Annotated in this window: 19 protein-coding genes and 1 pseudogene; 12 read left to right on the forward strand and 8 right to left on the reverse strand. The window is 36.7% G+C overall.

Annotation, left to right across the window (positions count from 1 at the left end):
• The first annotated feature begins 59 nt into the window (after nucleotides 1-59).
• Together D8787_RS00360 and D8787_RS00365 are read left to right on the forward strand one after the other, a co-directional pair.
• On the forward strand, nucleotides 60-434 hold the full coding sequence (locus tag D8787_RS00360) for a CidA/LrgA family protein (RefSeq protein WP_000781325.1): 375 nt from the start codon (nucleotides 60-62) through the stop codon (nucleotides 432-434).
• A complete protein-coding gene (locus D8787_RS00365) occupies nucleotides 431-1126 on the forward strand; it encodes an LrgB family protein (protein ID WP_001288952.1) in 696 nt (231 codons plus the stop codon). Before D8787_RS00360 ends, D8787_RS00365 begins: the two co-directional genes overlap by 4 nt.
• A 51-nt stretch (nucleotides 1127-1177) precedes the next feature.
• Here the strand turns inward: D8787_RS00365 and D8787_RS00370 are convergent, their stop codons facing one another.
• Entirely contained in the window at nucleotides 1178-2725 is a 1548-nt protein-coding gene (locus D8787_RS00370) for an ATP-binding cassette domain-containing protein (protein ID WP_125420035.1), read from the reverse strand.
• A 180-nt stretch (nucleotides 2726-2905) separates the two neighbouring features.
• Nucleotides 2906-3802, reverse strand: coding sequence for a tyrosine-type recombinase/integrase (locus D8787_RS00375; protein ID WP_125420037.1), 897 nt, complete (start codon nucleotides 3800-3802; stop codon nucleotides 2906-2908).
• A 94-nt stretch (nucleotides 3803-3896) separates the two neighbouring features.
• Between D8787_RS00375 and D8787_RS00380 the strand changes: the two genes are divergently transcribed.
• Nucleotides 3897-6941, forward strand: a complete 3045-nt coding sequence (locus D8787_RS00380; RefSeq protein ID WP_125420039.1) for a hypothetical protein — start codon at nucleotides 3897-3899, stop codon at nucleotides 6939-6941.
• A 247-nt stretch (nucleotides 6942-7188) separates the two neighbouring features.
• Here D8787_RS00380 and D8787_RS00385 read toward each other — a convergent pair whose 3' ends face one another.
• The 3 genes from D8787_RS00385 to D8787_RS00395 all read right to left on the reverse strand — a co-directional run bounded on the left by D8787_RS00385 (nucleotide 7189) and on the right by D8787_RS00395 (nucleotide 10716).
• Nucleotides 7189-8151: a glycosyltransferase family 2 protein gene (locus D8787_RS00385; RefSeq protein WP_125420041.1), complete on the reverse strand. Its 963-nt coding sequence runs from the start codon at nucleotides 8149-8151 to the stop codon at nucleotides 7189-7191.
• Nucleotides 8152-8493: 342 nt separating this feature from the next.
• Entirely contained in the window at nucleotides 8494-9576 is a 1083-nt protein-coding gene (locus tag D8787_RS00390) for an N-acetylmuramoyl-L-alanine amidase family protein (RefSeq protein ID WP_185776718.1), read from the reverse strand.
• A gap of 12 nt (nucleotides 9577-9588) precedes the next feature.
• Nucleotides 9589-10716, reverse strand: coding sequence for a caspase family protein (locus D8787_RS00395; protein WP_312023278.1), 1128 nt, complete (start codon nucleotides 10714-10716; stop codon nucleotides 9589-9591).
• Between the two features lie 126 nt (nucleotides 10717-10842).
• Here D8787_RS00395 and D8787_RS00400 point away from each other — a divergent pair, with 126 nt between their 5' ends.
• Nucleotides 10843-11697 (forward strand): helix-turn-helix domain-containing protein, encoded by an 855-nt coding sequence (locus D8787_RS00400; protein WP_125420043.1) that lies wholly within the window; start codon nucleotides 10843-10845, stop codon nucleotides 11695-11697.
• A 104-nt stretch (nucleotides 11698-11801) separates the two neighbouring features.
• Here D8787_RS00400 and D8787_RS00405 read toward each other — a convergent pair whose 3' ends face one another.
• The 3 genes from D8787_RS00405 to D8787_RS00415 are packed head-to-tail and all read right to left on the reverse strand — an operon-like array spanning nucleotide 11802 to nucleotide 13650.
• Nucleotides 11802-12569 carry a hypothetical protein gene (locus D8787_RS00405; RefSeq protein WP_125420045.1) on the reverse strand — a complete coding sequence of 256 codons (768 nt, stop codon included), beginning with the start codon at nucleotides 12567-12569 and terminating at the stop codon, nucleotides 11802-11804.
• A gap of 15 nt (nucleotides 12570-12584) precedes the next feature.
• The gene (locus D8787_RS00410; RefSeq protein WP_004256110.1) at nucleotides 12585-13280 is read right to left on the reverse strand and encodes an ABC transporter ATP-binding protein; all 696 of its coding nucleotides are present in this window, start codon (nucleotides 13278-13280) and stop codon (nucleotides 12585-12587) included.
• A 4-nt stretch (nucleotides 13281-13284) separates the two neighbouring features.
• Nucleotides 13285-13650 (reverse strand): GntR family transcriptional regulator, encoded by a 366-nt coding sequence (locus D8787_RS00415; RefSeq protein WP_000119150.1) that lies wholly within the window; start codon nucleotides 13648-13650, stop codon nucleotides 13285-13287.
• Between the two features lie 139 nt (nucleotides 13651-13789).
• Between D8787_RS00415 and nrdR the strand changes: the two genes are divergently transcribed.
• The 8 genes and pseudogenes from nrdR to secA all read left to right on the forward strand — a co-directional run bounded on the left by nrdR (nucleotide 13790) and on the right by secA (nucleotide 21550).
• Nucleotides 13790-14263, forward strand: a complete 474-nt coding sequence (gene nrdR, locus D8787_RS00420) for a transcriptional regulator NrdR (RefSeq protein WP_001203672.1) — start codon at nucleotides 13790-13792, stop codon at nucleotides 14261-14263.
• Nucleotides 14264-15433 carry a replication initiation and membrane attachment family protein gene (locus tag D8787_RS00425; protein WP_125420047.1) on the forward strand — a complete coding sequence of 390 codons (1170 nt, stop codon included), beginning with the start codon at nucleotides 14264-14266 and terminating at the stop codon, nucleotides 15431-15433.
• Complete coding sequence (gene dnaI / locus D8787_RS00430) at nucleotides 15434-16330, forward strand: primosomal protein DnaI (protein ID WP_125420049.1); 897 nt, start codon at nucleotides 15434-15436, stop codon at nucleotides 16328-16330.
• Nucleotides 16331-16348: 18 nt separating this feature from the next.
• Nucleotides 16349-16825, forward strand: a pseudogene (locus D8787_RS00435) (nitroreductase family protein); the annotation flags it as partial.
• A 13-nt stretch (nucleotides 16826-16838) separates the two neighbouring features.
• Nucleotides 16839-18149, forward strand: a complete 1311-nt coding sequence (der, locus tag D8787_RS00440; RefSeq protein WP_125420051.1) for a ribosome biogenesis GTPase Der — start codon at nucleotides 16839-16841, stop codon at nucleotides 18147-18149.
• A gap of 85 nt (nucleotides 18150-18234) precedes the next feature.
• Nucleotides 18235-18570 (forward strand): hypothetical protein, encoded by a 336-nt coding sequence (locus D8787_RS00445; RefSeq protein ID WP_125420198.1) that lies wholly within the window; start codon nucleotides 18235-18237, stop codon nucleotides 18568-18570.
• Nucleotides 18571-18603: 33 nt separating this feature from the next.
• The gene (locus D8787_RS00450) at nucleotides 18604-18891 is read left to right on the forward strand and encodes a hypothetical protein (protein ID WP_000197495.1); all 288 of its coding nucleotides are present in this window, start codon (nucleotides 18604-18606) and stop codon (nucleotides 18889-18891) included.
• A 145-nt stretch (nucleotides 18892-19036) separates the two neighbouring features.
• The gene (secA, locus tag D8787_RS00455; RefSeq protein WP_102211329.1) at nucleotides 19037-21550 is read left to right on the forward strand and encodes a preprotein translocase subunit SecA; all 2514 of its coding nucleotides are present in this window, start codon (nucleotides 19037-19039) and stop codon (nucleotides 21548-21550) included.
• Nucleotides 21551-21619 lie beyond the last annotated feature (69 nt).

Here is a 21619-nt window from a genome sequence, read left to right on the forward strand (position 1 = left end):
GAAATTTTCTGAAAAAAGAGTAAACTGGTATGCAAGAAGTCTATTTCGTGGAGTTTAGGATGAAATTATATGTTCAATTAATGATTCTCTTTGTGATTTCTCTAATCGGAGAGGGGATTTCCAGTTTCTTTCATTTGCCTATCCCAGGCAGTATTATCGGTTTGATTATTCTCTTTCTAGCCCTACAGTTTAAGTGGCTGAGAACCAGACATGTCAACATGGTCGGGAATTTCTTGCTGGCCAATATGACCATTCTCTTTTTGCCACCAGCAGTGGGAATTATGGAAAAGTTTGATGTGATTGCTCCCTATCTTTTGCCCATTGTTTTGATTGTCTTTTTTGCAGCAGTCATCAATATTATCCTCATAGCCTTGGTAGTTCAGTTTATCAAACGACGGTTTGAAGGAGATTATGAGAAAGGAGATGCCAAATGAGTGAATTTGTTTCCAATCCCCTGTTTGGGCTGGCCCTATCAATCCTAGCTTATCTAGTAGGAATGCTGATTTACAGACGTTTTCCCCATCCTTTGACAACGCCCTTGCTTTTGTCAGCTGTTTTCATTATCATCTTTCTAAAAGTGACGGGGATTTCTTACCAAGATTACTACCAAGGTGGGGTTTATCTGAACAACTTGATTGTCCCATCGACTGTTGCTCTAGGGATTCCCCTATATAAGAGCTTCCACTTGATGAAGCATCATGCACGGAGTATTCTCTTTGGTAGTCTGCTAGCGGTAGTGGTCAATACCTCTTTCACGGCCCTTGTGGCTAAGATTTTTGGCATGGACTTTTTCCTAGCCATTTCTCTCTTTCCTAAGTCAGTAACAACCGCCATGGCAGTAGGAATTACAGAAAAATTGCAAGGTCTGACGACCGTGACCTTGGTGGTAGTAGTGGCAACTGGGATTTTAACCAGTGTCATCGGACCAACCCTTTTGAAGTGGTTGAAAATTGACGACCCAGTAGCTGTTGGTCTTTCCCTTGGAGGAACAGGCCATGCAGTCGGAACAGGGACAGCCTTCCGATATGGCTCTGTAGCAGGAGCTATGGGTGGCTTGGCTATCGGTGTCACTGGTATTCTCTATGTCTTTGTCAGCCCTATTGTAGCCAGTTTGATATTGAGTTAAAAAGCAAGGAATTCGGGTTCCTTGCTTTTTAAAATCGTATGTTATAGACTATTACTTTTCTTTGCTTAAGTGAATGACTTGGTCGTAGTTTTTTAAGTCTTCTTCTGTGTAGTGGTGAATGACTTCAATGACTGTTTGAGGTAGGGAGAAGAGCAAGTCGCTAATTTTTCTGCTATTTTCCGAGTCAAGATTGGCCTTAATCTCATCTGCTAAGATGAGTTGGCTATCATGGTAGAGGGCGCGAGCGATTTCTAGGCGTTGCTTCTCGCCACCAGACAGACTATCATTGCTGAGCGTTCGATTTTTCAAATGTTCTAATCCTGTTTTTTTGAGGATATGATTTAAAGTCTCTCTATTTTTATCCAGTCCCAGAAGGATATTATCTTCCAGAGAGAGCGTGTCAAAGTAATGGCTATCTTGGAGGATATAGGAACTAAAGCTTGTGATTTCTTGACGTGACAAGTTCTGACCAGCAAAGCTAATCTGTCCACTTGTTGGTGTCTCTTCTCCATGAATGATATTGAGCAGGGTTGTTTTACCAGAGCCACTTTCCCCAATAATGGCAATTTTTTCTCCTTGCTTGATGTGCATGGAAATCGGAGATAAGAGACTATTTCCCTCTTTTTCAAGGGAGATGGTGTCAAGTTGGATAGGGAAAATATTTTCTATGCTTCTAGGCGAGATGGAGTCAGACTGACCCAAAAGTTTTTGGTATTTGTCGAGAAGAGTTTTAGTCGCTTTTCGGGTGTTGGTAAAATAAGCCAACTCTTGGAATTGATAGCCGATATTATGAGAAACCAGATAGATGGCCACAAAACTCGCCGCATCTAAATAATTATAGTAGGTCATAAAGCCACCGATGACGATAGGTGTGACAGAACAAAAGGCATCGATGCTATTGATCAAGAGACTGTTTAAAGTTCGTTGCTTTTCATAGTTAATTTCGGTATCTAGACTGGTTTGTAATTGCTTTTGGTAGCGAGCAAAAAAGTAGTCTTGCCCCTGATAATGGCGAATTTGTTGGCTACCACCAATAAAATTTGTCAAGCTTGCTAAGTAGCTCTGGTTACTAGTTGAGCGCTTTTCAGAAAGTGAATCCAAGCGCTTTGATCCGATAGCACTGCAGAGGACAGGAAAGGAGTAGAAGAGGATGAAAATCAAGCCCAGATAAAAGTTGGTCCATAGGGCATAGAGAATGGACACAGTGGTGAAACCAAGAGAAGAAATAATGATAACCGTTGGCTCAATATAGCTTTCTTCTAGTTGCTTGACGTCGTTTTCTAGGTCGGACAAAATATCCTTTTCATCGATCTCATAACTGTTTAAAAATCGCTTGAAAATAGCACTCTTGATTCCATATTTGAAATCAGTAATCAAACGAGAGTAGTAATAGCGTTTTCCAGCCAAACCCAGTAAGAGGATGAGATTACCAAGGATTCCTAGAATCAATACTTTCCAAAGAATGCCTAGCTCTTGATTGGTAAAACTAGCAACAATATTTTGAACAAGGGCTGGCGTGATAATCGCTTCCAGCCAAGTAATGGCAATAGAAAAGAAGTAAAGTATGAGGTGTTTCTTAGTAACAAATCTTCTCAGCATAAAGACTTGATCTCCTTATCGATATACATGCAATCAGTTTTAAATTTATTATACTCCTTTTTATTAAATGCTCCATATAAAAATGTAATTTTTTTTTTGGGGGGGATATATACTATCAATGCTTATTAGTATATAGCAAAAAAATTATAAATATGTGAAATAAGTGTGTTTAATGAGTGTTCATTTTTTATCAGAATGAATCGCTGATACAGGATTAAAAGAACTAAGTATTTCTTTTTGTTTTGAATGTGATACGTGAGTATAGATTTGTGTGACGGATATAGAACTGTGTCCAAGAATTTGTTGAATGTATCGAATATCTACATCATTATCTAGAAGCATTGTCGCAAAGCTATGTCTAAACATATGCGGTGTAATAGTTCTAGATAAGTTATTTTGTTCAACGATTCTCTTTAAAATTAAACGTACACTTTGCTCTGACAATGGTTTAGGCGAATGTTTTCCTGAAAATAGGAAATCATTGGATTCATTTCTTGTTTTATTTATATATGTTTCTAATAAATTGAAGGTTGTTTGATCTCCTAAAAATAGGATACGTTCTTTCTTACCCTTTCCTATAATATGGAGTGTCTTATTGGAAAGATTAATATCTTTGAGATGAATGTGACAAAGTTCAGAAATTCTGATACCTGTTGAAAGTAAAAGGGAAATAATAAGTAGATTTCTTTCAGCTTTTTGTTTTTGATAGTCAGTTTTAGATATAACTACTCTCTGCTCTAAATATGAAAAAATATTTTTCAGAATATCATACGGAATCGTTTTAGGTAATATTTTTTCAGTTCTAAATTGAAAGCGCAATTGATTGAAGGGATTCTCTTCAATTATGTTTTGGTATTTTAGATAGTTATAAAACACCTTCATACAAGCAATTTTTCTTCTTAGTGTATTCGTTTTTATGTTAGATTGTGTCAAGTGTTCAATATAGGATTCAACATTATCATAGTTTGAGTTATAAAATTGCATAAGATCATTTTTATAAGCTCGAATCGTGTGAGAACTCAAACGTTTATGAGTTTTGCAATAATCTAAGTAAGTAGAAATAAGTTTATAATCCATGAAAATCTCCTTCGTCAATAATCATGCTATTATAAACTTATTTGGGTGTTTTGTATAGCGATAATAAATAGTTATCATTAGGAGATTTATAAAATTGAATATTTGGCAATATCTAAAACCCAAAAATGATAAAACTTTTGAAGTATTAGCACTAAAATATGTTGAAAAAGTTTATCCCAGTGAGAGAAATTGGTCCCCAACAAAAGAAACTCGTGATGGAAATAGAGATGCGCAGGTCGTCTTTTTTATAGAAGATGGCCAATTTATTAGATGGTGGATGGAAGCAAAATATACCTCCAAAGAAAAACTATCTCGGTATCGTCTTGATGCGACTATTGTCACTTCTATCTTACAAAAAAATGTTAAAAAATATTTCTTTGTTACTAATTCGAATATTTCTACTGAGAATATTATTAATATAAAAACTGCAATTACCGAAATTTCTCCCGAAGCGGTTGTACATTTTATAACTAAAACAAATCTAGAAAGTTGGTTAAAACGTAATCCCAAATATATCAAAGAATTTTTTTCTTCTAATATCTCAGAAAAAGATATTGATATATCAGAAATTGAAACTACTTCAACTAGATTTGTTGAAGTGAGCACGATAAATTCCTATGCCATTCGAAACCCCAATTTTTCAGTAGACTACCTGTCGTACAATACACGCTATCGATTGTCCTTTTCATTTTTTTCTTACAATGATGACATAATAGAAATTTTACCTAACAATATAGGAAAATATCCCTGGAGAATTGTTGGTACATCTTCTCTTAAGGAGATTCCGGTAAATTCTGGTGAAAATCATATTCAAATAGAATTTCAAATAGTTCCTGACGATAGGTATGATGCTTCACCCAATGGTAGCCAGAATAATTCTTTTATTTACGAAAAAAATCAAGACAGTTATTCCATCTATCATTTTTTCGATTTATGTAAGAAATCTAATAGTACCAAAATTTCAATTCTTAGTCCTAAGCATTTTACTTTAATAAAAAATACTGTTATGAAACCTATTTATATAAAATCACAAGAGAATGTCAGACAAAGATTGGAAGAAAATTGTAAAACAACTAGGAATCATACTAAAACTACTCAGATTTTTTCAATTATTTCTCCCTATAAATATGGAAAAAGCTATCTAGTCAAAAATTATTTTTCATCACCTACTATTCAGCAATTCCCCAAAATATTTATATCATTTTCATCGGATGATGTCTGCAATTTGGAAAATTTAGTTCAGCTAGTGCATTTTATTTTGTTCCCGTTGCTACACGATCTGGTCATCAAAGAAGATTATCCAACTCCTCTCAGTAGTTCCTTAAAATCATTTATACAACAGTATCAAGCTAAAAATTACGAAGCACTTTTTAGATATTTTCAATCAGACATTCTAACGGACTTTTTTCAGCAATTTAAGGAAACTCAAATCTTTAAATTAGTTATTGTAGAAAACTTTCAATTTTTATCAAACGAATACAAAGAATTTTTTGAACATATAATTCAAGCTTGCTATAATGAAGATTACAATATTTTCTTTGTCGTTACTTCAACAAATCCATTAACTTTTCCAAAAGATGTCATTCACATATCAGAAGTATTATCCCTGGACGGAATAAACCCAATCTATGAACCATTAAAAGAATCCATTAAGAATATAAAACAATTACAGGACTTAAATACTTTTCCTATCTTAAAACTCGAACCCGCTAAACTATTAATTCATTTCAGTAGCAACGAGAATATTAAAAGTTTTGAAGATTTAAGCAAAGAGGAACTTGAAGTAGTAAAGTCTGTTTTCTTGAACTATAGTCTCCCACCAAATGATATTCAAATATATAGCGAAGCAACAATATCTTTATTGGAAAAAAATTTTCTAGGTTTTGACATCAACCAACAACTAGTACCATTCTCTTCTAATTTATTAGAGGAGTTCTTGAACTGGATTATAGACAATGGGAATGAATTATTTATCTCTGAAAATATAAATTTCAATCATCCTCTCCAAGAAATATTTGTCTCCTTATTTATAGATAAGAATAGAGAAAAAAGTCAAGAAGCAATTGCTACGCTTCAACAATATTTTTCTCATCAAGAATATCATTCAATTTACTATCTCCTTCGCAAATTTAAAGGGGGAGACAACTACATGAGGTTGTTCTATAGATTTCAAAATGATTATTATTTACTGCACTATTTTTTTGCAATGGCTAATGCAAATGTTGGGCAAGATAGTAGTGGATCTGCAGAATTTTTAAAACTTTTCAATATACTTGATGAAAAATTAAAATATAATAGTGAATCTGAAATTTTTTTAAATATTATATTAAATGTAGTCTATGAAATAATCAATAGTGATTATGAAAACTATCGCTTAGAACAATTTCGAAAACATAGCAAGAAGTTCCATAATTTGTTATCCTATCGTAATGTAAATCATGATCAAGTTCAGACGATTAAATCTAACCAAAAATTTTTGGAGGCTCTGATTAAAACAGAGAACACCTTAGCACTAGATTGTAAGCTCTTAGAAGAATTTATGAACTATTCAAAAATAGATGAATATGGAAAAATTTACACCCAACGCCTTGCGAGAATCTTTTATTCAAGTAATATAATACTTGCCAAAGAAATTTTATTTCAAATTGAACCTATTTCAATTGATAAATATAATTATTTTTTAGAAATAGAGAAATTATTTATAAAATTTTTAGAGAATCCTAAGCAAGAACAATTCTTAATTATCCTACAGAAAGTTAGTATCTTAAAAAAGGACTACCTTAACGACTATAAAAAGTATATTCTCGGATTGGTAGCTGGAGCTATCATTTTAGATGATCAAACAACTCTTAAAAACTTAATCAAAGAAATCTACGATTCGGGGAAACGTCCCTACAGGGCTCGTCAACAACTATTTTTTGCTAACATATTTAATTATTTAGAATTAGTCCAAAATAATCAATATCTAGAAATTGAAAACAAATTGAGATTAATTGATAGTTTCCCTCTTCCTAATCATTATAAAAATATTAATTTACACAATCTTAAACTAAGTTGTTCACCAGCTCATGTTGAATTTTATTTAGGTGGTGAGCTGAAAGATAATACGTTTTATTTTGATCCTCGTTCAATATGGTAAGGGAGTCTAATTATTAATACAGTAAAGTAAAGTGATTACGTTCGAATACTCCATATACCTATTCTAGCGTAGTCATTTCAATTTTTAAATAATAAAATATATTTTTCCCATATGATTTCCAATGAATTGCTAACACATTTTTATTAGGAATCATATGTGATTTTTAAATACAAAAATTACAATATATTTACAAAATACTTTCCTGGTATTAGGATTAATTTAATAGAACATGTAGAACAATTTATGTTTATAGTATATTTGTATCAATGATGTAAGGTTGAATGTGCATTCTAAGTTTTTCTGCTGAAATAGAGGCAAGATACTCATCTAAGTTAATTTGCTGTAATAAATTTTTAACAATAAAAGTCATTTCAGCTTTTTTAATATTTTCATCACTACAAAATTCATTAATTTGTCTAATGATTAGGTTCATAAAATGTTCACAAAAAAGATAGAAACTTTTCTTATAAATTTCAAAATAATTATTGTTTTCTAAATATACTTTAATTTCTTTCAAAATGAATAACATATCTTCGCTATTTTTGTGTTCAAAAGATTGGACAATTGATCCCTTACGTCGATAATGAAAGTAAGTTGCCTCAGGAATACAAATTAATTTAGAAGCTGCAAGCATCGTCTTAATACTGAATAGTAAATCTTCAAATTTACGATTCTCAGGAAAAAATATATTATTGTCAATTAAAAATTGACGTAGGTAGATTTTATTAGTTGTTGATGGAACTATGTTTACATCAAAGTTATATTCTTTCGCCATTACCTTTATACTCTCTTCAGATCCTAATTGTAGCAAAGTATTATACTTACACTTGTAGATTATATCTTTTATGTCGTCGTATTCACGTTTTAAAGTAAACATTCCAATTTCAGATGCACATTGCTCCATATATGTTAGACCTTTTTCTAAATATTCGTAGGAAATCCAGTCATCACTATCTATAAAGCATATATATTTCCCACGAGCCATCCTTAGTCCTAAATTTCGGGCTCCCCCTGCTCCTAAACTTTTCTTAGAATAAAAATAATGAATATCATATTTTTCTGATAAAAATTCTGAAGGTTGCTTTGAGGCATCGTCAATAATGATGACTTCATACCTATCTCTAGAAAGCGTATTGATTTTGATAGAATCTAAACATTTCATTATTTGATCTTCGGTATCTTTCATTGGAATAATAATTGTAATATCCATAACTTTCTCCTAATGATAACTATTTATTATCGCTAGTATATCATAAAAATTAGTATTTCACTAATTTTATAGTGGATGATAAAGAAATAAAAAACAACGAAACATTGTTTGGTATAACGCATTTAATTTTCTATAGAATATTCAATTTAGATTGAATAAAAGTCTAATAAGTAAGAGAGATTCTTTTCCATAATTTCTCGAATAGAATACAAAAAGCGAACAAAACAGAATTCGTTGTTTTGTTCGCTTTTTGTATTATTATCTAGATTTTTCTTGTAGTTCTGATAACATTTAGTTTGAGCAGGTACACTAATAGCTGATGGAATAAAATGTGTACATTGATTATTTCCAAGCGCCACTGTCATCTACATAGTAACCATCAGGTGTGTAGGTATTGTGAAGCATCTTACCAGTTGAAGCAAGATAGTACCACTGACCTCCATCTTTTACCCAACCAGTCGCCATAGCACCTGAATCTTTTAGGTAATACCAAGAGCCACCATCTTTAAGCCAACCTGTTGCCATAGCACCTGAATCTTTTAGGTAATACCAAGAGTTATTATCATATAGCCAATCACTAGCAATCATAGCTCCTGATGATTTAAAGGCATACCAGTCGCCACCTTGATAGAGCCAAGTTTGATTGAACATGACTCCTTTATCATTCATAAAGTACCAAGTTCCCTTGTCCTTAACCCAAGCATTTTGAACTAATTGTCCTTGTTTTTGATAGTACCACTTTTCACTGTAATTCTTTTTTAGCCAGCTTTCTGCTTTTACAATCGGATAAAGTATTTTGAAGGCTCCTGCCCCCCTGTAGGAATGACTGATAACTCCTGGTTTTTGAAGTTTCAATTCTTCATAGTCGTCTGCCCAAGCAAATACTTTTTGACCATTGACAGTCTCTGGTAAGGTAGCAGTGTAGGTCTTGGTTTGATAGTCCCATTTTGCATCAAGGTAGGTGTGTTGATCATTTGATTCGTCAATACGGAAGTAACCACTCTTTCCACCGTCATTATATACATCATCTACTACTTTAGTGGACCAGGTCTTTACTTCATTTCCGCTCTTGGCTTCTACCTTGATATCCCCTCTATAGCCATAAGGTACATAGAAATTCAGATAACGCCCCTCTGTACCGACCATAGACTTGTCCTTTTCTTGACCTAGGAAATTGACTGTCTGATCTTGACCATTGAGACTAACCGTCCACTCGATTTTCTCAGTTTTTGGCAAATCTAAGACTTTGATATCTACTTCATTGCCATTGTTAAATCGAAGAATTTTGCCATCTTGATACCAAACATCACCCTTAATAACCCACTCTTCTTCAAGCTCGAAGGCCTTTCCTGAATGAGGGAAAGCTAGTAAAGCTAGACCTGCTAGAGCCAAACTAAATAGTGTGATTTTTTTTGATACTTTCATTTTCTTAACTCCTTATTTTTGGAATAAAACAAATTGACTGTTTTCTGGATAAACTTCAATATGTTGTTTATGATTTTGTTTTAAGACTTGTTCACGTGAGTAAGAATACAATTCGTTTAACGTGATTCTATTGTTATAATTTTGATCAGCAATTAAAGAACCTTGAGATTGCTGTACAGGGTTCCATCCTGAACCTAAAGACCAATATTTAGTTGCCAAACTTAAAGCTCCGCCGCTAGAGTATTCTGACGAACTTGATGAGCAGAGTACTAAAAATTTAGAGTCAATCATCTCACTTGCTTTTTCGTCACCATTCATATTAGAAAAACCTGATACAAATTCATCTAAATCAAAATATTTCGTAGAGGCTTCTTCATTGGCTTCACCTGTATTATCTTTAGAAATAATTGTCCCAGCGTGACAACAATCCAGCATAACCACAAACTTACCTTTATATTGTTTCAGTATAGATGCTAATTCCCAACCTGAAAAGGATGTTTTATCGCTACCAATGGCTATCGTCCCATCTTCTCCTCCATGACAAGTAAGGTAAAGATAGTTCACATCGCTTTCGCTAGAAGATTTGAAAAGCTCTTGCATTTTTGCAATAATCTCGGACTTAGTTTTATCTGGGAAACGAACAACTTTACTAAAGTTTTGGTTACTAAAAACCTTTTCCATAGCATTAACATCTGCGATAGGTACAGCGGTTGTTGATGTTTCACCAAGAACTAAAGCACGGCGATTAATCGTTTGTCTTGCTCCACTATCAGCAAAGAAATAAGTATCATCTCCAATATTGTGCCAACCTGTCTGCATAGCACCACTAGTAGATAGATAATATTCGTTTCCACCGATAGTCTGTAATCCTGTTTTCATGGCACCACTATCATCTAGATAATACCATTTCCCATATTCTTTAATCCAACCTGTCTTCATCCAACCTTCATTATCAAAATAGTACCAGGTGCCATTTATTTGTTCCCATCCATTTGTAGTATAAGAACCATCAGAATGTTTATACCACCAACGGCTACCAGACTTTATCCAACTTCCACTTGACTTACTATAAGTTGTTTGAGAGGATGATTCTTGAGCATAAACTGGACTATTTACTGGTAGTGTTGACACTAGGCTCAGTAAAGCAACTGTTTACAATAAAATTTTTTTCATGATATGATTGTCCTTTCTATTTTATTTTTGTATAATCATATCACAAATAAAAAAACCAGGTTTTATTTTTTGCAGAAATGGAAGAGGAATATTATGGAAAATTTTGGCGCAGTTTTAAAGGATATTCGTATTTCAAAAAATTTTCGTCTTAAAGATTTGGCTTGTGATAAGATTAGTGAATCAACTATTTCTCGTTTCGAAAATGGGATTACCAAATTATCTATTGATCATTTTTACATGTTGTTAAATCGTCTTGGAATATCATTTTCGGAATTTGAAGAATTAGTTCATTGCTATTATTCCAAAAAAGAATGCTTTTTTGAAGAACTAGAGCATGCTGTGAACTCTTCAGATATCGTTTTGTTACAAGAACTAATAAAGAAAATAGAACTAAAACAAAAGCAGGAAAAAAGTTTATGCAATTGTCACATAAAGTTGATTGCTGAACAACAGATTAATCGCCTTGCAAACCTTCCTTACAATGCATCTAAATGTAATGAACTAATAAAGTATTTGCTTTCTGTAGATAATTGGATGGAGTATGAACTGAAAATTTTCTATAATTCGGTGTTTTTTATGAATACTAAGACCATAAGCTTACTATATAGAGTGGTAATCAAGAAAACACGACATTTTTTAAAAACAGACATGGGAACACATAGAGTAATTCCCTTATATTTATTTAATTTAGAATTATTATTAAAAAATAATTTGTTAGATAGCGCTCAATTTTTTATAGATGATTTAGAAAATTTACTGACCAGACAAGGATATTATTTTGAAAAGAATTATTTGCTTTTTTTAAGAGGTATTTATCATATTAAAACTAATCGAGTAGAGATAGGTAAAAAAGAATGTTCTAAAGCTATGAGAATATGTAAGGAATATAATGACAGTGACACAATAGAGAAATTAGACAAGACCTTCAAATTAGATTTTGTTATTTAATTGGTTAGAAGGATTTGTCTGTAAGATAAAGTTAGATAGACAATGAGATAAAAGAAAAAGGATAGCTTCTCCGCGATGAGATGTTATCCTTTTTGATTATGAAACTATTGCAAATTAACCTTATTTCTTAAAATATAGTAGGTTCCGAGGTAGTAGATAGCTATGAAAATGAGTTCCTCGATAATGGATGTACTTGCTCCCATATAGAAATTATCATTAAGTCCTACAAGTGAATTGACATAGAAATTAGAACTAAGATTGAAGGAAAGTTCAATAAATCCAATGACGATTTGGATACCAATGTAGGCTGCAACAGCGAGTGCTGTACGGTATTCATTGAAAAGCTGTCCAATGGAAATAGCCAAGTAGATGCAGAGGATACTGGAAATGGTATTTAGTAGGAAGGATATACCTGTAAGAAAGATCTGAGGGAGATGTGTTTCTACAAATGTAATCACATAAGAAAGAGGGATCCATTCTGGAACCGTTATGGTCACAATAATAACAGCACTTAGAGCTAGGATAGCAGTGCTAATCAACGACCAGATAAAGGCACCGATTAGTTTGGTTGTGATGATATGGTGTTCAGAAACTGGCAAGGTCAAAGTTAGATAGCCTTGTCGGTCATAGACACTTCCTTTGAAGCGTTTAATAATCAAGAAAAGAGTTGAAATCCCAAGTGTAATTATCAAGCCACCAAAGACGAGAGCCAGAAAGATAAATAGGAAAGGTTGGCTATCTTTGAAAGATATATAATTATAGTAGTGTCCTTGCATTCCCAGGGGGACGGAAAGGGCTAGAACGGCTGCGTAGAGGGCTAAATACCACTTGTTAACATTTTTAAATTCGTAGCGAACTAAATTCCAAAACATAATAATCTCCTTTACTTAGGCCTTAAATTCCTGACGGAAGAGCTGGTCGATGGATTCACCAGACTCATAGCGAATGTCATCTACATTTCCTTGACGGACGACTTTTCCGTCTTTTAGGAAGACAATTTCATCCAAGATTGGCTCGATATCAGAAATCAAGTGGGTAGAAATCAAAACGGTAGAAGTTGGGGAGTAGTTGTTGATAATGGTATTGAGGATATAATCACGGGCTGCTGGGTCTACCCCACCAATGGGTTCGTCCAGAACGTAGAGACGAGCATCACGGCTCATAACCAAAATCAGTTGGACCTTTTCCTTGTTTCCTTTTGATAATTTCTTTAAGCGACTATTTTCATCAATTCCTAGATCTGCAAGTAGATGATGGGCGCGTTCAAGATTGAAATCTTTATAGAAGGTCTTGAAGTAGGTTAGGGCTTCTTTGACCTTCATTTGCTCATTGAGATAGGTCGTATCCGGCAAATAAGCTACGATGGCCTTGGTTGCTGGGCTTGGGTCCATGTCATTGATAAGGACACGTCCTTGATCTGGTTGTAAGAGGCCATTGATTAGTTTAATCAGGGTTGTTTTTCCTGAGCCGTTTGGTCCAAGGAGACCAACAATTTTTCCAGCTGGGATGTCAAGGGAAACATTTTCAAGGGCTGGGGTTGCTCCATAAGATTTGGATACATTTTCAAATGCTAGTAATGACATAGGCTTAAACTCCTTTAATATAATCACTGACTACGCCTGGTAGTTCTTCTTTTTCATAGCCAAAATGGGTCATGGAGGAAACGAAGTGTTCCAATTCTTCTTCTGATAATTGTTTGCGCGATTGGGCGATTAGCTCCTTATCCTCAGTCACAAATCGTCCAGTTGTTCGCTTGCTGTAGACAAATCCTTCTCGTTCGAGGTCTGACAAGGCTCTTTGGATGGTGTTGGGATTGACACCCGCCTCGCTAGCTAGCTCTCGCACGGTTGGAAGTTGTTGATTGGGTTCCAGTGTATGGGAAACAATCTGAAGCTTGATTTTCTCCATAATCTGTAAATAGATGGGTTTTTTGTTGTCAAATGTCCAGGACATCTTGGTCTCCTTTCTCCTATCCTTTTGTCTTAATTAAATAATACAACAAAACAAAAAACTTGTCAAGCAAAAAGAAGAATTGTTTTGGGAATCGTTTAAAAAATGGTATAATGAAAAGAAAACGATAAGGAGGGAAAGGATGCGTTGTCCAAAATGTGGGGCTACCAAATCAAGTGTTATCGATAGTCGCCAAGCAGAAGAAGGGAATACCATTCGTAGAAGACGCGAGTGCGACGAATGCCAGCATCGTTTTACAACCTACGAACGAGTAGAAGAAAGAACCTTAGTGGTTGTTAAAAAAGATGGCACACGGGAACAATTCTCCAGAGATAAAATCTTTAATGGGATTATCCGCTCAGCCCAGAAACGTCCTGTGTCAAGTGATGAAATCAACATGGTAGTCAATCGTATCGAACAGAAACTCCGTGGTCGAAATGAAAATGAAATTCAAAGTGAGGACATTGGGTCACTCGTTATGGAGGAGTTGGCTGAGTTAGATGAGATTACCTATGTACGTTTTGCCAGTGTCTATCGTAGTTTTAAGGATGTCAGTGAGTTAGAGAGCTTGCTACAACAAATCACCCAGTCCTCTAAAAAGAAAAAGGAAAGATAAATGAAGCCAATTGACCGTTTTTCTTATCTAAAGAATAATCGGGTGTCGCAAGATACCTCATCTCTGGTACAGTGCTACCTCCCGATTATCGGTCAGGAGGCACTGAGCCTTTATCTTTATACCATCAGTTTTTGGGATAATGGCAGAAAGGAATACCTTTTTTCAAGCATTCTCAACCATCTCAACTTTGGGATGGATAGACTGATAAAATCCCTGAAAATCCTATCTGCTTTCAATCTTTTGACCCTCTATCAAAAGGGGGACATTTATCAGCTAGTTCTCCATGCTCCTCTTTCGAGTCAGGACTTCTTGGAACATCCTGTTTATCGCAGACTTTTAGAGAAAAAGATTGGTGATGCAGCTGTGGAGGATTTGAAAGTTGAGAGTGCTGAGGGAGAAGAAAGACCTGTCTCACTCAATCAAGTCTTTCCAGACTTGGCAGAACTAGGAAATCAAGAAGACCTTGGTCTCAAGAAGAAAGTGGCCAACGATTTTGACTTGGACCATTTTCGTCAGCTTATGGCTCGAGATGGCCTTCGCTTTGCGGATGAGCAGTCCGATGTCTTGAACCTCTTTGCCATCGCCGAGGAGAAGAAATGGACTTGGTTTGAAACTTATCAATTGGCCAAGTCAACAGCTGTTTCTCAGGTTATTTCAACCAAACGAATGCGGGAAAAAATCGCTCAAAAACCAGTTTCCTCTGACTTTAATCCTAAGGAAGCAACCATTATCAAGGAAGCAAAAAGTAAAACTGCCCTGCAGTTCTTGGCAGAAATCAAGCAAACTCGTAAGGCAAGTATTACCCAAACAGAAAGGGAACTCTTGCAACAGATGGCTGGCTTGGGCTTGCTGGACGAAGTTATTAATATCATTCTCTTGTTAACCTTTAATAAGGTAGATTCGGCAAATATCAATGAGAAATATGCCATGAAAGTAGCCAATGACTATGCCTATCAAAAGATACATTCGGCAGAAGAGGCAGTCTTGCGCATTCGTGAGCGAGGGCAGAAGAATCAGGCTCAAAAAAGCAGTACCCCTAGTCCTGCCAAGTCCAATGTACCCAAGTGGAGCAATCCAGATTATAAGAATGAAACCAGCGAGGAAACTCGTCTGGAACTAGAACGTAAGAAACAAGAACTATTAGCTCGATTAGAAAAAGGAGGAGATTAGATGGAAAGTGTCGGAGACGTACTCAAGCGTCAACCTAGCCGTTTTCACTATCAAGATTTGGTCCAGAAAATCATGAAGGACCCTGATGTTGCGGCCTTTATCCAGCAAGAATCCCTTACTCCAGAGGAATTGAATCGCAGTATCTCCAAGTTTAATCAGTACATCACCGAGAGAGACAAGTTTCTTCGTGGTGATACGGATTATATTGCCAAAGGCTACAAGCCGATTTTGGTTATGAATCATGGTTATGCGGACGTTTCTTATGAAGAAACTCCTGAACTAATTGCAGCGGAAAAAGAAGCGGCTATTAAGAACCGTCTCAAGTTAATCAATCTGCCAGCTAGTCTCAGGAAAGCTAGTTTAGCTCAAGTTGACTTGGATGATTTGGGTCGCTTGCCAGTTTTTGAAAAGCTATTAGCCTTCGTGGAGCAATATCCAACTATTCGAAAAGGTCTTTACTTATATGGAGACTTTGGTGTGGGTAAAAGTTTCATGGTGGCTGCCTTAGCCCATGATCTGTCAGAAAAACGTGGAGTTTCATCAACCCTTCTTCACTATCCTAGCTTTGTCATTGATGTCAAAAATGCAATCGGTGATGGCAATGTGAAGACCTTGGTGGATGAGCTTAAGCTTTCTGAAGTCCTGATTTTAGATGACATTGGTGCCGAGCAGTCAACAGCTTGGGTGCGTGACGAAATCCTGCAGGTCATTCTCCAATACCGTATGCAGGAAGATTTACCGACCTTTTTCACATCCAACTTCAACTTTGATGATTTGGAGCAGCATTTCGCTAAAGGGAAGCATGGAAATGACGAAACCTGGGAAGCTAGAAGGGTCATGGAACGCATCCGTTATTTGGCTGAGGAGATTCGTTTAGAAGGAGTAAACCGTCGATGACAGAAACAATCAAATTTCGGAGATTTGAACCGAGCGGAAAAGGGAGCCCAGCTTCATACTGATTCATTCCAACCTCAAGGTGTAGAAGGTCTCTTGATTAGTTCAGTCGATGCGGCTCTTTCTGGTCAAAATGCCCTGCTGGCAGCTGAAAGTTTGGGCTATGGTGGTGTCATTATCGGTTTGGTTCGATACAAGTCAGAAGAAGTGGCAGAGCTCTTTAACCTGCCTGACTACACCTATCCTGTCTTTGGGATGGCACTAGGTGTGCCAAATGAAGAACATGAAGTCAAACCTCGATTGCCATTGAATCAAGTGGTGTTTGAGGAAGAATATCAGGAACAAACAGTTGATGTGATTGAGGCTTATGACTGTGTACAGGCCGACTATGCTGGAGTGCGTGCGACCACAAGCTGGAGTCAGCGCCTAGCAGAACAGTTTGGTCAAGCTGAACCAAGCTCAACTAGAAAAAATCTTGAACAGAAGAAGTTATTGTAGAAAGTGAGAAATTATGGCCCTACCAACTATTGCCATTGTAGGACGTCCCAATGTTGGGAAATCAACCCTATTTAATCGGATCGCTGGTGAGCGAATCTCCATTGTAGAAGATGTCGAAGGAGTGACACGTGACCGTATCTATGCAACGGGTGAGTGGCTCAATCGTTCTTTTAGCATGATTGATACAGGAGGAATCGATGATGTCGATGCTCCTTTCATGGAACAAATCAAGCACCAGGCAGAAATTGCCATGGAAGAAGCAGATGTTATCGTATTTGTCGTGTCTGGTAAGGAAGGAATTACCGATGCAGACGAATACGTAGCCCGCAAACTTTATAAAACCCACAAACCAGTTATCCTTGCGGTTAACAAGGTGGACAACCCTGAAATGCGAAATGATATCTATGATTTCTATGCTCTCGGTTTGGGTGAACCACTGCCTATCTCATCTGTCCATGGTATCGGTACAGGGGATGTGCTAGACGCCATCGTAGAAAATCTTCCAAATGAATATGAAGAAGAAAATCCAGATGTCATTAAGTTTAGCTTGATTGGTCGTCCTAACGTCGGAAAATCAAGCTTGATTAACGCTATTTTGGGAGAAGACCGTGTCATTGCTAGTCCTGTTGCTGGAACAACACGTGACGCTATTGATACCCACTTTACAGATTCAGATGGTCAAGAGTTTACCATGATTGATACGGCTGGTATGCGTAAGTCTGGTAAGGTTTATGAAAATACTGAGAAATACTCTGTCATGCGTGCCATGCGTGCTATTGACCGTTCAGATGTGGTCTTAATGGTCATCAATGCGGAAGAAGGCATTCGTGAATACGATAAGCGTATCGCAGGTTTTGCCCATGAAGCTGGTAAAGGGATGATTATCGTGGTCAACAAGTGGGATACACTTGAAAAAGACAACCACACTATGAAAAACTGGGAAGAAGATATTCGTGAGCAGTTCCAATACCTGCCTTACGCACCGATTATCTTTGTATCAGCTTTGACCAAGCAACGTCTCCACAAACTGCCTGAGATGATCAAGCAAATCAGCGAGAGTCAAAACACACGTATTCCATCAGCTGTCTTGAACGATGTGATTATGGATGCCATTGCCATCAACCCAACACCAACAGACAAAGGGAAACGCCTCAAGATTTTCTACGCGACCCAAGTGGCAACCAAACCACCAACCTTTGTCATCTTTGTCAACGAAGAAGAACTCATGCACTTTTCTTACCTGCGTTTCTTGGAAAATCAAATCCGCAAGGCCTTTGTCTTTGAAGGAACACCAATCCATCTCATCGCAAGAAAACGTAAATAAAAAAGTAGAATCTGGAATGATATTTCCAGATTTTTTTGATAGAATGAAGGTAAAGAAAACGCTATCAAATAGAGGGGGGCTGGTGATGAAACATTTGTTTAAATTGATAATCCTATTTCCCTGGTTTTACTTTTTCAGCTGGATTGAAAAGGCCAATAGAGATAGTAAATTTTTCCCAATTTTTTACTATTTTTACTGGTTTTATATCCCCCTCTATTCTCTTTTTAGCCTTGCTTGGACAGTTGTTTCAGTTCTGTTTTTCAATATCGTCTTGAGAAATGTGACAGATATCAAGTTATGGGGCATTTGGTTTCTTTTTATTCTGCTAGCTATTGGTATGAATAGGTTAACTTATTTCTGTTTCAAAAAAATGCTTAGACTAAGAAAGGAGTTAGGGAAGTCTAAAGGCGGAAGGCATTGATTTATATCGGTTTTTATTTATAGGAGGTAGCTTATGACACGTCTAAAATCATTTATTACACGCTATTCTAAGGTCTATATTGGTTTAGTTCTGTTGATCTGGATTGCTTTCTTCTTTCTTCCTTGGGGCAGTCCGATTCTGGGGGGAAAGATTGACCTCTTCAGCATACAGAAAGTCTTGCTAGTTTTTGGAATTCTGTCGATTTTGATGGCCTTGCTGTCCAAGAAAGTCAGTCTCTTTGTTTTTGGATTGATCTGCTGTTTTTCTCTTTGGATTAATCTATTTATCCTATTTGCGATTTTGCCGATTTTTGGCAATTAAAGTATCATAAAAGTCAGAGAGGTTAGCTTGGAAACTAGCCTCTTTTTCCTTTTCAAAATGGGGATTCTTCCTTGAAAATAATCAGTAATTGTGCTAAAATTAAAAGAACATTCTAAAATATTCGGAATTTAAAGTAAGGAAAAACATGGCTAATATTTTAAAAACAATTATCGAAAATGATAAAGGAGAAATCCGTCGTCTGGAAAAGATGGCCGACAAGGTTTTCAAATACGAAGACCAAATGGCTGCTTTGACAGATGACCAACTAAAAGCAAAAACAGTTGAATTTAAAGAACGTTATCAAAATGGAGAATCACTGGATTCATTGCTTTATGAAGCATTTGCGGTTGTCCGTGAGGGTGCCAAACGTGTCCTAGGTCTCTTCCCATATAAGGTTCAGGTCATGGGAGGGATCGTTCTTCACCATGGTGACGTGCCAGAAATGCGTACAGGGGAAGGGAAAACCTTGACTGCGACCATGCCCGTATACCTCAACGCCCTTTCAGGAAAAGGGGTCCACGTAGTTACGGTCAATGAATACCTGTCAGAACGTGACGCGACTGAGATGGGTGAATTGTACTCATGGCTTGGTTTGTCAGTAGGGATTAACTTGGCCGCCAAATCTCCAATGGAGAAAAAAGAAGCCTATGAGTGTGATATTACTTATTCAACTAACTCAGAAATCGGATTTGATTACCTACGTGATAACATGGTCGTTCGTGCTGAAAACATGGTACAACGTCCGCTTAACTATGCCTTGGTCGATGAGGTTGACTCAATCTTGATTGACGAGGCGCGTACACCATTGATCGTATCAGGTGCTAACGCTGTTGAAACCAGTCAGTTGTATCACATGGCAGACCACTATGTAAAATCTTTGGACAAAGACGACTACATCATCGATGTGCAGTCTAAGACTATTGGTTTGTCTGATTCAGGGATTGACAAGGCTGAAAGCTATTTCAAGCTTGAAAATCTTTATGACATCGAAAACGTAGCTCTTACTCACTTTATCGATAACGCCCTTCGTGCCAACTACATCATGCTTCTCGATATTGACTATGTGGTGAGCGAAGAGCAAGAAATCTTGATCGTCGACCAATTTACAGGTCGTACCATGGAAGGTCGTCGTTATTCTGATGGCTTGCACCAAGCTATTGAAGCTAAAGAAGGTGTGCCAATTCAGGATGAAACTAAGACATCTGCCTCAATCACTTACCAAAACCTCTTCCGTATGTATAAGAAATTGTCTGGTATGACGGGTACAGGTAAGACTGAGGAAGAAGAATTCCGTGAAATTTACAACATTCGTGTTATTCCCATCCCAACAAACCGTCCTGTTCAACGTATTGACCACTCAGACCTTCTTTATGCAAGTATCGAGGCTAAGTTTAAGGCGGTTGTCGAAGACGTTAAGGCTCGTTATCAAAAAGGTCAGCCTGTCTTGGTTGGTACAGTTGCGGTTGAAACCAGTGATTATATTTCTAAGAAATTGGTCGCAGCTGGTGTTCCTCACGAAGTCTTGAACGCCAAAAACCACTATAAAGAAGCCCAAATCATCATGAATGCTGGTCAACGTGGTGCTGTTACCATCGCAACCAACATGGCCGGTCGTGGTACCGACATCAAGCTTGGTGAAGGGGTTCGTGAACTTGGTGGACTTTGTGTGATTGGTACAGAACGCCATGAAAGCCGTCGTATCGATAATCAGCTTCGTGGACGTTCAGGTCGTCAAGGAGACCCAGGTGAGTCACAATTCTACCTATCTCTTGAAGATGATTTGATGAAACGTTTTGGTTCTGAACGCTTGAAAGGAATTTTTGAACGTCTCAACATGTCTGAAGAGGCGATTGAGTCTCGTATGTTGACGCGTCAGGTTGAAGCAGCACAAAAACGTGTCGAAGGAAATAACTACGATACCCGTAAACAAGTCCTTCAATACGATGATGTCATGCGTGAACAACGTGAGATTATCTATGCTCAACGTTATGATGTCATCACTGCAGATCGTGACTTGGCACCTGAAATTCAGGCTATGATTAAACGTACGATTGGTCGTGTCGTTGATGGTCATGCGCGTTCAAAACAGGACGAAAAATTAGAAGCTATTTTGAACTTTGCTAAGTATAACTTGCTTCCTGAAGATTCTATTACGATGGAAGACTTGTTAGGTTTGTCTGATCAGGCTATTAAGGAAGAGCTCTTCCAACGTGCCTTGCAAGTTTACGATAGTCAGGTTTCAAAACTACGTGATGAAGAAGCAGTCAAAGAATTCCAAAAAGTCTTGATTCTACGAGTGGTAGATAACAAGTGGACAGATCATATCGATGCCCTTGATCAATTGCGTAACGCGGTTGGACTTCGTGGCTATGCTCAGAACAACCCTGTTGTTGAGTATCAGGCAGAAGGTTTCCGTATGTTTAATGATATGATTGGTTCGATTGAGTTTGATGTGACACGTTTGATGATGAAAGCACAAATTCATGAACAAGAAAGACCACAAGCAGAACACCATATCAGTACAACAGCGACTCGCAATATCGCTGCCCACCAAGCAAATATGCCTGAAGATTTGGATTTGAGCCAGATTGGACGGAATGAACTTTGCCCATGTGGTTCTGGTAAGAAGTTTAAAAACTGTCACGGTAAAAGAAAATAAAATGAGATAGTTTAGAGGCGGATACCTTGTGAAAAGTAAATTTTTACTTGGTATCCGTTTGCTTTATAA

The sequence above is a fragment of the Streptococcus mitis genome, from assembly GCF_003944325.1.
Classification (GTDB): Bacteria; Bacillota; Bacilli; order Lactobacillales; family Streptococcaceae; genus Streptococcus; species Streptococcus mitis_CW.

Excerpts from the sequence above, each read along its gene's own strand:
- D8787_RS00405 (WP_125420045.1), bottom strand. The coding sequence starts at position 12,569 with ATGTTTTGGAATTTAGTTCGCTACGAATTTAAAAATGTTAACAAGTGG.
- D8787_RS00365 (WP_001288952.1), top strand. The coding sequence starts at position 431 with ATGAGTGAATTTGTTTCCAATCCCCTGTTTGGGCTGGCCCTATCAATC.
- D8787_RS00445 (WP_125420198.1), top strand. The coding sequence starts at position 18,235 with ATGAAACATTTGTTTAAATTGATAATCCTATTTCCCTGGTTTTACTTT.
- der (WP_125420051.1), top strand. The coding sequence starts at position 16,839 with ATGGCCCTACCAACTATTGCCATTGTAGGACGTCCCAATGTTGGGAAA.
- nrdR (WP_001203672.1), top strand. The coding sequence starts at position 13,790 with ATGCGTTGTCCAAAATGTGGGGCTACCAAATCAAGTGTTATCGATAGT.
- D8787_RS00410 (WP_004256110.1), bottom strand. The coding sequence starts at position 13,280 with ATGTCATTACTAGCATTTGAAAATGTATCCAAATCTTATGGAGCAACC.
- D8787_RS00375 (WP_125420037.1), bottom strand. The coding sequence starts at position 3,802 with ATGGATTATAAACTTATTTCTACTTACTTAGATTATTGCAAAACTCAT.
- dnaI (WP_125420049.1), top strand. The coding sequence starts at position 15,434 with ATGGAAAGTGTCGGAGACGTACTCAAGCGTCAACCTAGCCGTTTTCAC.
- D8787_RS00415 (WP_000119150.1), bottom strand. The coding sequence starts at position 13,650 with ATGTCCTGGACATTTGACAACAAAAAACCCATCTATTTACAGATTATG.
- D8787_RS00390 (WP_185776718.1), bottom strand. The coding sequence starts at position 9,576 with ATGAAAGTATCAAAAAAAATCACACTATTTAGTTTGGCTCTAGCAGGT.
- D8787_RS00385 (WP_125420041.1), bottom strand. The coding sequence starts at position 8,151 with ATGGATATTACAATTATTATTCCAATGAAAGATACCGAAGATCAAATA.
- D8787_RS00400 (WP_125420043.1), top strand. The coding sequence starts at position 10,843 with ATGGAAAATTTTGGCGCAGTTTTAAAGGATATTCGTATTTCAAAAAAT.
- secA (WP_102211329.1), top strand. The coding sequence starts at position 19,037 with ATGGCTAATATTTTAAAAACAATTATCGAAAATGATAAAGGAGAAATC.
- D8787_RS00360 (WP_000781325.1), top strand. The coding sequence starts at position 60 with ATGAAATTATATGTTCAATTAATGATTCTCTTTGTGATTTCTCTAATC.
- D8787_RS00450 (WP_000197495.1), top strand. The coding sequence starts at position 18,604 with ATGACACGTCTAAAATCATTTATTACACGCTATTCTAAGGTCTATATT.
- D8787_RS00370 (WP_125420035.1), bottom strand. The coding sequence starts at position 2,725 with ATGCTGAGAAGATTTGTTACTAAGAAACACCTCATACTTTACTTCTTT.
- D8787_RS00425 (WP_125420047.1), top strand. The coding sequence starts at position 14,264 with ATGAAGCCAATTGACCGTTTTTCTTATCTAAAGAATAATCGGGTGTCG.